At 75.1% G+C, this 15,414-nt stretch carries 5 protein-coding genes and 1 pseudogene; 3 read left to right on the top strand and 3 right to left on the bottom strand.

Features of this window, described 5'->3' with window-relative positions; all coding sequences use genetic code 11:
* Nucleotides 1-84: 84 nt before the first annotated feature.
* The 3 genes and pseudogenes from OG472_RS32280 to OG472_RS32270 form a co-directional block, all read left to right on the top strand.
* Nucleotides 85-6,705, top strand: a pseudogene (locus OG472_RS32280) (SDR family NAD(P)-dependent oxidoreductase); the annotation flags it as partial.
* Nucleotides 6,702-8,780: an alpha-hydroxy-acid oxidizing protein gene (locus OG472_RS32275; RefSeq protein WP_405834971.1), complete on the top strand. Its 2,079-nt coding sequence runs from the start codon at nt 6,702-6,704 to the stop codon at nt 8,778-8,780. The pseudogene OG472_RS32280 and the gene OG472_RS32275, both read left to right, overlap by 4 nt.
* A complete protein-coding gene (locus OG472_RS32270) occupies nt 8,777-9,574 on the top strand; it encodes a thioesterase II family protein (RefSeq protein WP_405832356.1) in 798 nt (265 codons plus the stop codon). Before OG472_RS32275 ends, OG472_RS32270 begins: the two co-directional genes overlap by 4 nt.
* A gap of 81 nt (nt 9,575-9,655) precedes the next feature.
* Here the strand turns inward: OG472_RS32270 and OG472_RS32265 are convergent, their stop codons facing one another.
* The 3 genes from OG472_RS32265 to OG472_RS32255 all read right to left on the bottom strand — a co-directional run bounded on the left by OG472_RS32265 (nt 9,656) and on the right by OG472_RS32255 (nt 15,388).
* On the bottom strand, nt 9,656-10,933 hold the full coding sequence (locus OG472_RS32265; protein ID WP_405832355.1) for a cytochrome P450: 1,278 nt from the start codon (nt 10,931-10,933) through the stop codon (nt 9,656-9,658).
* An 88-nt stretch (nt 10,934-11,021) separates the two neighbouring features.
* The gene (locus tag OG472_RS32260; protein ID WP_405832353.1) at nt 11,022-14,183 is read right to left on the bottom strand and encodes a non-ribosomal peptide synthetase; all 3,162 of its coding nucleotides are present in this window, start codon (nt 14,181-14,183) and stop codon (nt 11,022-11,024) included.
* A complete protein-coding gene (locus tag OG472_RS32255) occupies nt 14,180-15,388 on the bottom strand; it encodes an NAD(P)/FAD-dependent oxidoreductase (RefSeq protein ID WP_405832351.1) in 1,209 nt (402 codons plus the stop codon). The genes OG472_RS32260 and OG472_RS32255 overlap by 4 nt, the downstream gene beginning before the upstream one ends.
* Nucleotides 15,389-15,414 lie beyond the last annotated feature (26 nt).

Below are 15,414 nucleotides of genomic sequence, written 5' to 3'. Positions count from 1 at the left end.
CACCAGACCCACACCCAGCCCCCCACGGGGCCCCCAACAGGGAAGTACGGAGAGAACAGGATGGCTTCCACAACCCAACAGCAGGTCGTCGAGGCGTTGCGGGCCGCGCTGAAGGAGAACGAGCGGCTCAAGGCCGACCACGCCCACCTCGTCGAACGCGAGCACGAGCCGATCGCGATCGTGGGCATGGCCTGCCGGTACCCGGGTGGTGTCCGTTCCCCTCAGGACCTGTGGCGACTGGCCACCGACGAGGTCGACGCCGTCGGGCCGTTCCCCGCCGACCGCGGCTGGGACCTGGCGGGCCTGTACGACCCCGACCCGGACCGGCCGCACACCTCGTACACCCGGGAGGGCGGTTTCCTCTACGAGGCCGCCCAGTTCGACGCCGAGTTCTTCGGGGTCTCGCCGCGCGAGGCGCACAGCACCGACCCGCAGCAGCGGCTGCTGCTGGAGACCGCGTGGGAGGCCTTCGAACACGCGGGCATCGACCCGGCCACCCTGCGCGGCAGCCGCACCGGTGTGTTCGTGGGCACCATGTACGCCGACTACATGAACCGGTTCTCCCCCGCCCCGGCGGAGTACGAGGGCTTCCTGAGCGTCGGCGGCGCCGGCAGCGTGGCCTCCGGGCGGCTGGCCTACACCTTCGGGCTGGAGGGCCCGGCCATCACGGTCGACACGGCCTGTTCCTCCTCGCTCGTGGCGCTCCACCTGGCCTGTGCCTCGCTGCGGCGCGGCGAGTCCTCGATGGCGCTGGTCGGCGGTGCGACGGTGATGGCGACGCCCATGCCCTTCGTGGAGTTCAGCCGGCAGCGCGGGCTCGCCGCCGACGGCCGCTGCAAGGCCTTCTCCGCCTCCGCGGACGGCACCGGCTGGGCGGAGGGTGCCGGTCTGCTGCTGGTGGAGCGGCTCTCCGACGCCCGCCGCAACGGGCACCCCGTGCTGGCGGTGGTCCGCGGTTCGGCCGTCAACCAGGACGGCGCGAGCAACGGGCTGACCGCGCCCAGCGGCCCCGCGCAGGAGCAGCTCATCCGCCAGGCGCTGGCCGGCGCCGGTCTCACCGCCGCCGACGTCGACGCCGTGGAGGCGCACGGCACGGGCACCTCGCTGGGCGACCCGATCGAGGCGCAGGCGCTGCTGGCCACCTACGGCAGCGGGCGTCCGGCGGACCGGCCGCTCCACCTGGGCTCCCTGAAGTCGAACATCGGGCACACCCAGGCCGCCGCCGGCGTCGGCGGTGTCATCAAGATGACGATGGCGCTGCGCGAGGGGCTGCTGCCGCGGACCCTGCACGTGGAAGAGCCCACCCCGCACGTGGACTGGTCGAGCGGCGCCGTCTCCCTGCTGACCGAGACGATCCCGTGGCCCGAGCAGGGCGACCGGCCGCGCCGGGCCGCGGTGTCCTCCTTCGGCATCAGCGGTACGAACGCGCACGTCATCCTGGAGCAGGCGCCCGCGCAGGAACCGGCCGCCGCCTCCGGGAGGCCGGCCGGGCTGCCGACCGTACCGGTGGTGCTGTCGGCGGCCGGCGAGCCCGCGCTGCGCGCGCAGGCCGACCGGCTGTACCGGCACCTGACCGAGGCGGACGGCGACGCCCTGCTGGACGTGGGCTTCTCGCTGGCCACCACCCGCGGGCACCTCCCGCACCGGGCGGTGCTGCTCTCCGAGGACCGCGACGAGCTGCTCGACGGGCTGCGTGCGCTGGCCGACGGCGTGCCGGGGCCGGACGTGGTCCGCGCGACGGCCGGGGAGGGCCGCACCGCCTTCCTCTTCGCCGGTCAGGGCTCCCAGCGCGCCAGGATGGGCCAGGAACTGTACGAGACCTTCCCGGTGTTCGCGGCAGCCTTCGACGAGGTGTGCGCGGCCCTGGATCCGCACCTGGAGCAGCCGCTGCGGGAGGTGGTCCTCGCGGCCGGGGACAGCCCCGAGGGCGAGCTGCTGAACCGGACGCGGTACACCCAGCCGGCGCTCTTCGCCTTCGAGGTGGCCCTGTTCCGCCTCCTGGAGTCGTGGGGCATCCGGCCCGACGCCGTCCTCGGGCACTCCGTCGGCGCCCTCGCAGCCGTGCACACCTCGGGCGTCCTCTCGCTGGCGGACGCCGCCGAGCTGGCGGCCGTACGCGGCCGGATCATGCAGCAACTGCCGCCGGGCGGGGCGATGGCGGCCCTGCGCGCCTCCGAGGAGCAGGCGACGGCCCTGCTCGCGGGGCACGAGGAGCTCGTCTCCCTCGCGGCCGTCAACGGCCCGGCCGCCACGGTGCTCTCGGGTGACCGGGAGGCCCTGGCCGCCGTGGTCGCGGACTTCGAGGCGGCCGGCGGGAAGGCGACCTGGCTGCGCGTCAGCCACGCCTTCCACTCGCCGCTGATGGAACCGGCAATGGCGGAGCTGCGGGCCGTGGTCGCCCGCCTGGACTTCCAGGAGCCGCAGCTCACCTTCGTCTCGGACCTGACGGGCCGGCCCGCGGGCGCGGACGAGCTCGCGGACCCGGAGTACTGGGTCCGGCACGCGCGCCGCGCCGTCCGCTTCCAGGACGGTGTGGGCGCCCTCGCGGAGCTGGGCTGCGCCCGCTTCGTGGAGGTGGGGCCGGGGACCGATCTGACCTCGATGGCCGCCGACTGCCTGGAGGAGGCGGACCGGGGCCGCTCCGCGGGCCACATGCTGATCCCGTCGCTGCGGCGGCGCCTGCCCGAGGTGACCGCGCTGCTCACGGCGCTCGCGCGGATGCACGCCTGCGGCGGTGACGTCGACTGGGCCGCCGTGTTCGCGGGCCGCGGGGCGCGCCGGGTGGAGCTGCCCACGTACGCCTTCCAGCACCGGCCGTACTGGATCGAGGCGCCGGCCGGGACCGGGGACGTGAGCTCGGCCGGACTCACCGCCGTCGCGCATCCGCTGCTGACCGCCTCCGCCGAACTGCCCGACAGCGGCGGCCTGCTGCTGACCGGTCGGCTCTCCCTGGCGCGCCACCCGTGGCTGGCCGACCACCGCGTCGGCGGGCGGGTGCTGCTGCCCGGCACCGCCCTGCTGGACCTGGTGAGCTGCGCCGCCCGCGAGGCGGACTGCGCCCTGGTCGAGGAACTCCTCCTGGAGGCGCCGCTGGTGGTCCCGGAGGACGGGGAGGTCCGGCTGCGGGTGTCCCTGGCCGCCGCGGACGGCTCCGGCAGCCGGGCCGTCGCCGTCCACTCCCGTCCCGAGGACGACGCCGACGGGCAGGGCTGGTCCCGCAATGCCCGGGGATCCGTCCTCCCCGACGCCTCCGGCCCCGCGCCGGAACAGGCCGCGGACCTGGCCCCGGTGTGGCCGCCGGAAGGCGCCGAGCCGGTTTCCGTACCGGTCTCAGAGCTCTACGCCGCCCTCGGCGCCAAGGGCCTCTCCTACGGGCCCGTCTTCCGCGGCGTGCGCGCCGTGTGGCGGCGCGGGCCGGAGGTCTTCGCGGAGGTGGCCCTCCCCGGTGAGGGCCGGCCCGGCACCGACGCCTACGGGCTGCACCCGGCGCTGCTCGACGCGGCCCTGCACCCGATCGCGCTCGGCGGCCTGATCGACGAGGGCGACGGTCGCGGCGAGCGGACCTTCCTGCCGTACGCCTGGTCCGGCGTCCGCACCCACGGCCCCGCCGGCCCGGTCCTGCGAGTCCGGCTCGCGCCGTCCGGCGCGAACGCCGTGGGCATCGAGGTCGCGGACGGCTCGGGCCGCCCGGTCGCCTCGATCGGCTCGCTGGCCCTGCGCCCCCTCCCCGCGGAGGCCGTGCACACGCAGGACGCACCGCGCGACGGACTGCTGCTGCCGACGTGGGAGGAGCTGGCCGAACTGCCGCCCGCCCCCGCGACGCACCGCTGGACGCTGCTCGGCGCGTACGGCTCCGACGGCGACGGCTCCGGCGACTTCTCCGAACTGGGCCTCGGGGCGGCCCTGTCCGGCCTGCCGGCCCTGACCGAGGCGCTCGCCGCCGGCGCCGACGCCCCCGCGCTGCTCGTCCTGCCCTGCCCGCCCTCCGCGGGCGGCGGCTCGCCGGACACCGGCGCCGGGGCAGCCGTGCGCACCGCCCTGCACCAGGTCCTCGACACGGTCCGGCTCCTCGTCGAGGACGAGCGGCTGGCCGGCACCAGGCTGGCGGTCCTCACCCGGGGCGCCGTCACGCTGGGCGGCGAGCAGCACCCCGGCGAGCTCGCCCACCGCGCGGTGTGGGGCCTGCTGCGCTCCGCGCAGGCCGAGCACCCCGACCGCTTCACGGTCCTCGACGAGGACGGCACCCCCGCCTCCCGGCGGGCCGTGGCGGCCGCGCTCGCCACGGGTGAGCCGCAGCTCGCCCTGCGCGGCGGCACCGCCCACCGCCCCTCGCTCGCCGCGCAGGACGCGGACACCGTGCTGCGGCCGCCGGCCGACACCCCGCACTGGCACCTCGACTACGTGGCCAAGGGGACCTTCGCGAACCTCGCCCTCAAGCCCTGGCCGGAGGCGGCCGCCCCGCTGGAGGAGGGCCAGGTGCGGATCCGGATGCGGGTCGCCGGCCTGAACTTCCGCGACGTCCTGCTCTCCCTCGGAGTCATCCCGCCCTCCGTGGACGGGCACGCGGGCGGTTCGGGGCAGGGCGGCGAGGGCGCCGGCACCGTCCTCGAAGTGGGTCCCGGGGTCACCGACCTGAAGCCCGGCGACCGGGTGATGGGCCTGTTCTACGGCATCGGCCCGACCTCGGTCACCGACCGCCGGTTCGTGTGCCGGATCCCGGAGGGCTGGTCCTTCCGGCAGGCCGCGGCGGTTCCCGTCACCTACCTGACCGCCTACTACGGCCTGGTGGACCTGGCCGGCCTGCGCGCCGGCGAATCGGTGCTCGTGCACGCGGGCGCCGGCGGCGTCGGCACGGCGGCGATCCAGATCGCCCGCCACCTCGGCGCCGAGGTGTACTCCACGGCGAGCCCCGCCAAGTGGGACGCGCTGCGCGGCGCGGGGGTCGCGGACGGGCGCATCGCCTCCTCCCGCACCCTGGACTTCGAGGAGGCCTTCCTCGGTGCCACCGGGGGCGCCGGCGTCGACGTGGTGCTCAACTCCCTCGCCGGGGAGTTCGCGGACGCCTCGCTGCGGCTGCTGCCGCGCGGCGGACGGTTCCTGGAGATGGGCAAGACGGACCGGCGCGACGCGGCCGAGGTGGCCGACGCGCACCCCGGGGTGACGTACCGGACGTACGACGTCCGCGACCCCGGTCCGGACCGGATCCAGGAGATCTTCACCGACCTCCTCGGGCTGTTCGAGCGGGGCGCGCTCCAGGCACCGCCGGTGGCGGCCTGGGACCTGCGCCGGGCACCCGATGCCTTCCGCCACCTGAGCGAGGCCCGGCACATCGGCAAGGTGGTGCTGGACCTGGCCGACGAGAACGAGCGCTGGGACACCACCCGGGCCGTCCTGATCACCGGCGGTCTCGGCTGGCTGGGCCGGCTCGCCGCCCGCCACCTGGTGGCCGAGCACGGGATACGGCAGCTGGTCCTGATGGGCCGCGGGCTGCCCGGCGAGGACGCCGCCCGGGACATCGCCGAACTGCGCGCCCTGGGCGCGGACGTCCGTACGGTGCCCTGTGACGCAGCCGACCGGGCCGCGCTGGCCGCGGCCCTCGACGGGCTGGCCGGTGACGGCGTCCGCCTCGGCGGGGTCGTGCACGCGGCGGGCGTCCTGGACGACGGCCTGCTCACCTCGCTGACGGCCGAGAGCCTGGAGCGGACCCTGCGTCCGAAGGTGGACGCGGCGCTCAACCTGCACGCGCTCACCGAGCCCCTCGGCCTCGACGCGTTCGTCGTCTTCTCCTCCCTCGCCGGAACGCTCAGCTCTCCGGGGCAGGCCGGCTACGCGGCCGGCAACGCGTTCCTCGACGGGCTGATGGAGTACCGGCGTTCGGTCGGCCGCCCCGGCGTCTCCGTCGTGTGGGGCCTGTGGGAGGGGGCCGGTGGCATGGGCGCCGGTCTCACCGGCGCGGACGTCGCCCGCATGGCGCGGGTGGGTGTCGCTCCCCTCACCTCGGAGCTCGGGCTCGAACTGCTGGACGCCGCGGTGCGCCGCGACCGCCCGGTGGCGGTGGCCGCGCGCTGGGACCTCGACGGGCTGCGGGCCCGGATCGCGGAGGGCGCGGCGGTGCCGCCCCTGCTGCGGAGCCTGGTGCCCGCCCCGGCCGCCGCGGGGGCGCAGTCCGCGCCCGGGGCGGCGCAGGCGGCGGCCGCCGGGGCCTCGCCGACCGGGGACCGGCTGCTGGACGCCGTACTCCACGAGGTCGCGGCCGTCCTCGGGCACACCTCCGGCGCGGCGGTGGACCGGGACGGGGCGTTCGACCGGCTGGGCTTCGACTCGCTCACGGCGGTGGAGCTGCGCAACCGGCTCGCCGTCGCCACGGGCGTCAAGCTGCCCGCCACGTTCATCTACGACTGGCCGACCCCGGCCGAACTGGTGGTCCACCTGCGGGAACAGCTCCCGGAGACGGCCACCGAACCGGTATCGGAAGCCATCGCCGAACCGGCGGCGCGACCGGCCGCGGGCACGGCCGCCCCGGTGGACACGGCCGGCAACGGCGCCGGCACCGCCGTGGCCCTGCTCGCCGACATCGCCCGGCTGGAGGCCGCGGTCGCCGACCGGCCGCTGAGCGGGGCGCAGAGCGCCGTCGTCAGCGAGCGGCTGCGCGAGCTGCTGACCGAATTGGGTTCTATGAAGGAGGATCACTCCGCGTGGGCATGACCAACACCCCGACGGCCGCGCCGGCTCCGCCGGCCGGCCGGGCCACCCGGTCGACCGGGCCCGCGAACGGGCCCGTCGACCCCTCCCGGTGGATCCGTACCCACCACGCCCGGGGCTCCGCGACCGCCCGCCTCGTGTGCTTCCCGCACGCCGGCGGGGCCGCGAACGCCTTCGTGGCGCTCTCGGCGGCGCTGCCCGAGGACATCGAGCTGCTGGCCGTCCAGTACCCCGGCCGCCAGGACCGGCGCGCCGAACCCTGCGCCGAGGACATCGGCGCGCTCGCCTCGGGCGTGGCCGAGGCCCTCACCGCCCACTGCGACCTGCCGCTGTTCCTCCTCGGCCACAGCATGGGGGCCCTCGTGGCCTTCGAGACGGCCCGGCTCCTGGAGGAACGCGGCACCGTGACCCGGCTGTTCGTCTCGGCGGCCCGGCCCCCGGCGCAGGACTGGGAGGAGCCCGACCTGACCGGCGTCGGCGACGAGGAGCTGGTCGCCGGGCTGCGGCGGCTCGGGGGCATCCCCGAACCGCTGCTGCGGGACCCGGAGACCGTCGGCGAGGTGCTGCGCCTGCTGCGCGCCGACCACCGGGCACTGAAGCGCTACCGCTGCGCCGACGGGGCAGCCGTGGCGGCCCCCCTCACCGTGCTCCTGGCGGCCTCCGACCCGAAGAACTCCCTGGAGCAGATGGCCGGCTGGGCCCGGCACGCCGGCAGCGGGCACACGGTCGTGACGCTGTCCGGCGGGCACTTCTCGCTCGTCGAACGGCCAGGGGAGACCGGGCCACTGCTCACCCACTGCGTCCGCGGGGACCTGGCACGGCTCGCCGCGGCGCCTCCCGCCGCGGAACCGGAGGCGCCCGCCGCGCCGGCCGAGGAGCCCCTCGCCGACCTCGTACGGGAGATCCTGCTGGGCGGCCTCGAAGGCCGCACCCCGGCGCTGCCGACCGACCCCACCGCGCTGGAGGCCGCGGCCCGCGCGGTGATGTCCCCCGAGGGCTACGCGTACGTGGCGGGCACCGCCGGCTCCGGCGCGACCGGCCGGGCCAACCGCGCGGCCTTCGACCGCCACCGGCTGGTGCCGCGGATGCTGCGCGGCACCCGCCGGACCGACACCTCGGTGACCCTGTTCGGCCAGCGGCTGCCCGTGCCGGTGCTGCTCGCGCCGCTGGCCGCGCAGCAAGTGGCCCATCCCGAGGGTGAGTCGGCCACGGCGCGGGCCGCCGCGGCGGCCGGAGTGCCGCTGGTGCTGTCGACCTTCGCCTCCCGCACGCTGGAGGAGGTCGCCGAGCAGGCGGGTGACCACCGCCGCTGGTTCCAGCTGTACCTGCCCTCGGACCGGGCGGTGGGCGAGTCGCTGGTGCGGCGTGCCGAGGCCGCCGGCTACACGGCGATCGTGGTCACCGTCGACGCCACCCACCTCGGTTTCCGTCCGGCCGAACTCGACAGCGGCTACTCGCCGTTCCTGCGCGGGACCGGCATCGCCAACTTCACGGGCGATCCCGCGTTCCTGGCCGGGCTGCCGGCCGGGGCGGACGCCACCGCGGCCGTGCTGCGCTGGGCGCAGATCTCCACCGACCCGACCCTCACCTGGGCGGACCTGGCCTGGCTGCGCGGGCTGACCCGGCTGCCGCTGCTCGTCAAGGGCATCCTGCATCCGGACGACGCCCGGCTGGCTCTGGAGCACGGCGCGGACGGCGTGGTCGTCTCCACGCACGGCGGCCGCCAGCTCGACGGCAGCGTGTCCGCCCTGGACGCGCTGCCCGCGGTGCGCGCGGCCGTCGGCCCGGACGTGCCGGTGCTCATGGACTCCGGGGTCCGGACCGGCAGTGACGTGGTCAAGGCCCTGGCCCTGGGCGCGGACGCCGTCCTCTACGGCAGGCCGTACGTGTACGGGCTCGGGCTCGGCGGCCGGGGCGGCGTCGAGCACGTCCTGCGCTGCCTGCTGACCGACCTCGGCCTGGCGCTGGCCCTCACCGGCTGCGCCTCCCTCGCGGACGTCGGGCCGCACCTGCTCGCGGGCACCACCTCGGACGCCTGCGGGTCCCACGGGCCCGCGGAGAACGGAGATCGGCGATGAAGCGACCCTACGGCTCGGGCTCCGACCCGACGGGCTGGCTGCGCAGTTATCACAGGCCGCCGGCCGGAGCCCCGACGCTGGTCGTCTTCCCGCACGCGGGCGGTTCGGCGACGGGCTACTACAGCCTGTCGGCGGTCCTGTCCGACAGTGCCGAGGTGCTCAACGTGCAGTACCCGGGCCGCCAGGACCGGTTGGGCGAGCGCTGCATCGAGGACATCGGGGAGATGGCCGACCGGGTCGTCGAGGCCCTGCTGCCCCGCGCGCACCGGCCGCTCGCCCTGTTCGGGCACAGCCTGGGCTCGATCGTCGCGTACGAGGTGGCCCTGCGGCTGGAGCGGCTGCACCCGGACCGTGCGCCGATCGGCGTGATCGTCTCGGGCCGGCCCGCGGCCGCCATCCACCTCAGCCGGGGACTGTCCCGCATGGAGGACGAGGAGCTCGCCTCGTCGATCTTCGATCTGGCCGGCACCCCGCCGGAGCTGCTGGCCGACAAGGACCTGATGGCGGCGGTCCTGCCCTCCCTGCGCGCCGATTTCAAGGCCGCGGAGAGCTATCGGGGCGGCGTGGGCTCCCGGCTCGCCTGCCCCCTGTACGCGTACTCCGGGGCGCAGGACTTCAACGTGCCGCGCGAGGGGCTGCTGCGGTGGAGCGAGCACACGGCGGCCGCCTTCACGGCGCGCTTCTTCGAGGGCGGCCACTTCTACCTCCAGTCCTCCGAGCACGAGGTGGCCCGGGCGATCGCGGATGACCTCCGCGCCTTCGCCGCCGCCTCGCTGGTGGGCAGCGGCCGCTGACCCGGCGGCCCTGCGGCCACGGCGAAGGCCCTCCCGGTCAACCGATCGGGAGGGCCTTCGCCATGCGCACCGCGGGTGGGGTCAGGAGGAGCGTTCGCCGGTGAGGCGGACCTTCAGGGTGGCGTGGCCGTTGGCGAAGTTGGAGAAGAGCCGGGTGGGCGGGGCGAGCAGCTCGATGTCGGCCACCCGCGTGCGCAGCGACTCCAGCATGGAGATCATGTGGACGCGGCCCAGGTAGGCACCGAGGCAGAAGTGCGGTCCGTGGCCGAAGCTGACGTGCTTGTTGGGCGTGCGCGCCAGGTCGAAGGTGTAGGGGTCGGCGAAGACGTCCTCGTCGAAGTTGGCCGAGCTGTTCCACAGGGTGACGATCTCACCGGCCTTGACGACGTGGTCGCGGATCGGGATGTCCACCAGGGCGTGCCGGCCGAAGTGCATGGTCGGTGTGGTCCAGCGCATGACCTCCTCGGTGGCGCTCTCCAGGGTGACCTCCGCGTTCTTCAGCCGGCGCCACTGGTCCCCGTACTGGCTGAAGGCGTGGACGATGCCGGAGGCGGTGGCCCGGCTGGACTCGTCGCCGCCCAGGATCAGGCTGTACGCGTTGTAGATGATCTCCTCTTCGGTGAGCGGCTCGCCGTCGATCGTGGCGGTGGCCAGCGTGCTGAGGACGTCCTCGCCGGGGTTGCGGCGGCGCTCGGCCATCAGGCCGGAGATGTAGAGGATGATCTCGTTGCGCGCCATCAGCGAGACCTCTTCGCCGTCGTCGGCGCTGTACCGCGACAGGGTCTGGGCGTTCCAGTCCACGAGCTGCTCGCGGTCCTCGGCGGGGATGCCCATGAGGTCGCCGATGCTGTGGATGGGGATCCGGTCGGCGACGGCGGTGACGAAGTCCACCTCGCCCTCCTCGACGGCCTCGGAGACGAGGCGGTCGGTGAGCTTCTGGACGTTCTCCACGACCGGGGCCAGGACGCGCGGCGAGAAGGACTTCATCATCAGGTTGCGGATCTCGCGGTGGCGCGGGCCGTCGGTGACGGCGAGCATCTTGCCCGCGGCGGAGTCCTCGCCGAGGAGCAGGGTGCTGAGGACGTTGCCCTGCTCGGAGGTGTACCGCTTGTTGTCGCGGTAGGCGGTCATGATGTCGTCGTACCGGGTGAGGACCCAGAATCCGGGCTTGCCGTCCCGGGCCGCGTGCCAGAAGACCGGGTTGTGCGCGCGGAAGGGCCGCCACAGCCGGTGCGGGTCGTTGTCTTCGAAGGTCTGCGGGTCGGTGAGGTCGTAGGCGGCCGGATCGGCCAGGGCCGCCAGGTCGGCCACGTCGGGCAGGTCGGGCAGGTCGGCCGCCGGCAGGGTGGGGGCAGTCATCGGGATGTCTCCTCCAGGGCCGCGGATGTGGAGGTCCGCGGCACGGTCATGGTCTTCGACGGAGGTGGGCAGGGGGCGGGCGGAGGGCTCAGGCGGCTTCCGCCGCCACCGCGGTGGTGGCGAGTTCGGCGATCGTCTGCTTGCGGAACACGTCCTTGGCGGAGATCACCAGCCCCGCCTTCTTCGCCCGGGCGACCACCCTGATGCCGAGGATGGAGTCCCCGCCCAGCTCGTAGAAGTTGTCGGTGACGCCGACGGCCGGGATGCCGAGCACGTCGGACCAGATCTGGGCGAGCAGCCGCTCGGTGCCCGTACGGGGCTCCCGGGCGCCCGCGGGGGCGGCCGCGTGCTCCGGTGCGGGCAGGGCCCTGCGGTCGACCTTGCCGCTCGGGGTGAGCGGGAACTGTTCCAGGCACACGAGGGCGGACGGCACCATGTGGACCGGCAGCCGGGCGGAGACGAACTCCCGCAGCTCTGCCGGCTGCGGGTGGTGTCCCGGGGTGGCGGGGGTCACGTAGCCGACGAGGCGCTTGTGCTCCCCGTCGGCCAGGGCCAGGACCAGCGCGACCCCGACCTCGGGGTGCTGCTGCAGGACGAGTTCGATCTCGCCGGGCTCGATGCGGTAGCCGCGGACCTTGACCTGGTGGTCGGCCCGGCCCACGTACTCGATGACGCCCGCGCTGGTCCAGCGCACCAGGTCGCCGGTCCGGTACATCCGGTGGTCCGGGGCCTCGCCGTGCGGGTTGTCCAGGAAGCGGTCCGCAGTCAGTTCGGGCCGGTTGAGGTAGCCCTGGGCGACGCCCGGGCCGGCGATGAACAGCTCGCCGGCCACCCCGATCGGGGCCGGCCGCAGCCGCTCGTCGAGCACGTACGCGGTGGTGTTCGCGACGGCGCGGCCGATCGGGACGGGCATGTTCTCGTCGGCCTCGCGGATGAGGTGCCAAGTACCGAGGACGGCGGTCTCGGTGGGCCCGTAAAGGTTCACGAGGCGCTGCGGCGGCGCGGCCGCCAGCACCTCGGCCACGCGGACGGAGTTCGCCGCCTCGCCGCCGAAGAGCACGTGGCGCAGCGCCCCGAAGGCGTACGGGTCCGCGGCGACGATCTGGTTGAAGACGGCGGTGGTCACGAACAGGGTCGTGACGCCGCCCCGGCGCAGTGCGGCGGTGAGTTCCGCCGGGTCCAGCAGGGTGTCCTTGTCGATGACGACCATCCGGCTGCCCGCCAGCAGGGGGCCCCAGATCTCGAGGGTGGCCGCGTCGAAGGTGACGTCCGAGCCCTGGGCCATGACGTCGTCCGGGCCCAGCGACACCCAGTCGGCGTTGCGGAACAGCCGGACGACGGAGCGGTGTCCGATCACGGCGCCCTTGGGCGTGCCCGTGGAGCCCGACGTGTACATGATGTAGGCGGGGTCGTCGGCGGTGACCCGGACGTCCGGGGCGCCGGCCGGCTGGGCGGCGACGGCCTCGTCCTGCTCGTCCAGGGCGATCATCCGCGTCCCGTCGGACGGCAGCTTGCCGGTCAGCCAGGACTCGGTGAGGCACAGCGGCACTTCGGCGTCGGAGAGCATGAAGCTCAGCCGGTCCCCCGGGTAGTCGGGGTTCAGCGGGAGATAGGCGCAGCCCGCCTTCAGGACGCCGAGCAGTGCGGTGACGAGTTCGGGGCCGCGGGGCAGGCAGACGGCGATGAACGTGCCGGGCCGGACCCCGTCCGCGACGAGCAGGTGGGCCAGCCGGTTCGCGCGGGCGTCCAGCTCGGCGTAGGTCAGCGTCTCCAGGCCGGCGCTGACGGCCACGGCGTCGGGGCGCAGGCGCGCCTGTTCGGCGACGAGCTCGTGGACGCAGCTCCCGGAGGGGAACTCGGCCCGGTTGACGGCCCATTCGCCGGTGAGGAGGCGCAGCTCGTCCTCGTCGGCGAGCGGCAGCTCGTCCACGGCGGTGGCCGGGTCGGCCGCGGCGGCGGCGAGCAGCACCGAGAGGTGGCGGGCCAGCACCTCGACGGTGGCCGCGTCGAAGAGGGCGGTGTCGTACTCCAGCGCGCCGGCCAGCTCGCCCGTGCCGGTCTCGGCGAACTCGACGGTGATGTCGTACGCGGCGGGCACGCCGGGCGCGGGGACGGCCTGTACGGCGAGTCCCGGCGCCTGCACCGGCCCGGCCGCCCCGGCCGCGCCGTGCAGCACCACCATCACCTGGACGTCGGGGGTGTCGCCGGCGTCCTTGCCCTCGCCCAGGGCGGTGCGGACCTGCTCGAAGGGCACGTCCTGGTGGGCGGCGGCCTCGGCGAGGGTGGCGCAGGTCTGCGCGAGCAGCTCGGTGAACGGCGCCTCGGAGCATACGTGGGCGCGCAGCAGGAGCGGGTTGTCGAACGCCCCGATCAGACGGTCGAGCACCGGCCGGGGGCGGCCGTCCGCCAGGGTGCCCAGGGCCAGGTCCTCCTGGCCGGTGTGCCGGGAGAACAGCACCTGGCAGGCGGCGAAGAGGCCGGCGAACAGAGTGCCGCCGTGCGCCTCGGCCGCCGCGGTGAGGCCCTTCGCGGCCTCGGCCGGTATCCGGAACTCGTGGCGGGCGGCGGCCGCGCCGCGGGCCCGGGAGCGGGGCCGGTCGGTGGGCAGCCGCAGGGCGGGCAGGCCGGCGAGGTGGCCGCGCCAGTGCTCCAGCTGCGCGGCGAGTCCGGCCTCGGTGACGCGTGCGCGCTGCTCGGCCGCGTACTGGGCGTAGCGGACCGGGAGTTCGGGCAGCCGGGCGGGCCTCCCGGACACGGCGGCCGCGTACAGCTCGGTCAGCTCGGCGATGACGAGGGTCCGGGAGCGGGCGTCCACGGCGATCCGGTGGGCGTTCAGCACCAGCACGTGCTCGTCGGCGCCGAGGCGGACCAGGAGGGAGCGCAGCAGCGGGCCGGAGGCGAGGTCGTACGGCCGGGCGGCCAGTTCCGCGATGCGGGCGTCGAGCCGGCGGCTGCGCTCCGGTGCCGGCAGTCCCGCCAGGTCGGCGGACTCCAGCTCCAGCGGTCCGGCCGGCCAGACCTTCTGCACGGGCCGGCCGCCGGCCTCGGTGAACGTGGTGCGCAGCGGCTCGTGCCGGGCCGCCAGAAGCCGCAGGGCCCCGGTGAGTTCGGTCCGGTCGAGGGTGCCGGTCAGCCGGAGCGCGATGACCGGGTGGTGACCGTACGCCCCCTCCTGCCGGTGTCCGGACCGGATGAGCTCCTGCCCGAAGGTGAGCGGCAGCCGGTCGTTCCCGGTGGTCCCGTCGGTCATCCCTGCATTCCTTCCATGTCCATCTCTTCCATCAGGTCGAGCAGTTCGGGGGTGACGAATTCGTCGATCGGGCAGACACCGGACAGCGTGGAGAAGTACCGGTCCGTCAGGTCGCGGCTGCCGGCGACGGCGCGCAGCAGGTCCACGTGGTGGGCGGGCGGGTCCAGCCGGGCCGTCTTGAGGGTGGCGCGGTATTCGGGCGTGAGGGCCTCCATCCGCTGTTCGGCGTAGGTGTCGAGGGCCGTCCGCAGCCGGTCGGGGTCGTGGAGGCCGTCGCCGATGCAGTCCGCGAGCAGCTGGGCCTGGTAGAAGCCGTCGGTGATCCCGCGTGCGGTGATCGAGTCCTTGTGGTGGGCGGCGTCGCCGACGAGCACCCAGCCGGGTCCGGCGGCCTGCCGGAAGAAGTTGCGCTGGTCGCCGGTGCCGTAGACGCGCTCCAGGCGGGCGCCGCCCACCATTTCCTCCCGCAGTTCGGGGGCGGTCTTCTCCACGTTGGTGAGCAGGGCGTTCAGGGCGTCGCCGCGCACGCTGTGGAACTGCTCCTGGGGGAGGTAGCCGGCGACGAGCGTCGCCCCGTCGTTGGTCGGCACGGTGCCGACCCAGTGCCCGGGGGTGTCGTACAGCCTGAACCCGGGCTGGAGGCCGGACCAGTAGGAGTAGTAGGCGCACGTCGAGGTGGGGTCCTCGACGACGAGCCGGGCGCCGGCCTTCGCCGCGACGGTGGAGCGCATGCCGTCGGCGCCGATGACGAGCGTGGCCCTCTCGACGGTGCCGGCGGAGCCGAGCCGGACGCCGACGACTCGGTCGCCGTCGAAGACGAGGTCGCTCACCGAGCAGTTCTCGCGGAATTCCACGCCCGCGTCGACGGCGCCCTGCGCGAGGATCGGGTCGAGCAGGTAGCGGCGGGGCGCGTAGGCGGCACGCTGCCCGTCGGCGGCCCAGGAGCAGCCGTCGAGGCGGATGTCGCCGTGGGTGTAGCGGACGTGGTCGAGGGCGGGGGCGCCGGTGGCCACCACCGCGGGGAGCAGGCCCCACCGGGCGAGGGAGGCGACGCCGGGCTGATGGATGTAGAGCGTGGAGAGGGTGTCCTTGGGGAAGGTGCCGCGCTCGACCATGAGCACCCGGTAGCCGGCGCGCGCGAGCAGCATCGCGGCCGGAGCCCCGGCGCACCTGGCGCCGACCACAATCACGTCGTAGTGGGTCAAGAGATGCTCCTTGTCCTGCGCCGGCC

It is taken from the genome of Streptomyces sp. NBC_00207 (assembly GCF_045160965.1).
In the GTDB taxonomy this organism is placed as follows: Bacteria; Actinomycetota; Actinomycetes; order Streptomycetales; family Streptomycetaceae; genus Streptomyces.
This window is presented reverse-complemented; position numbering and strand designations above follow the sequence as displayed.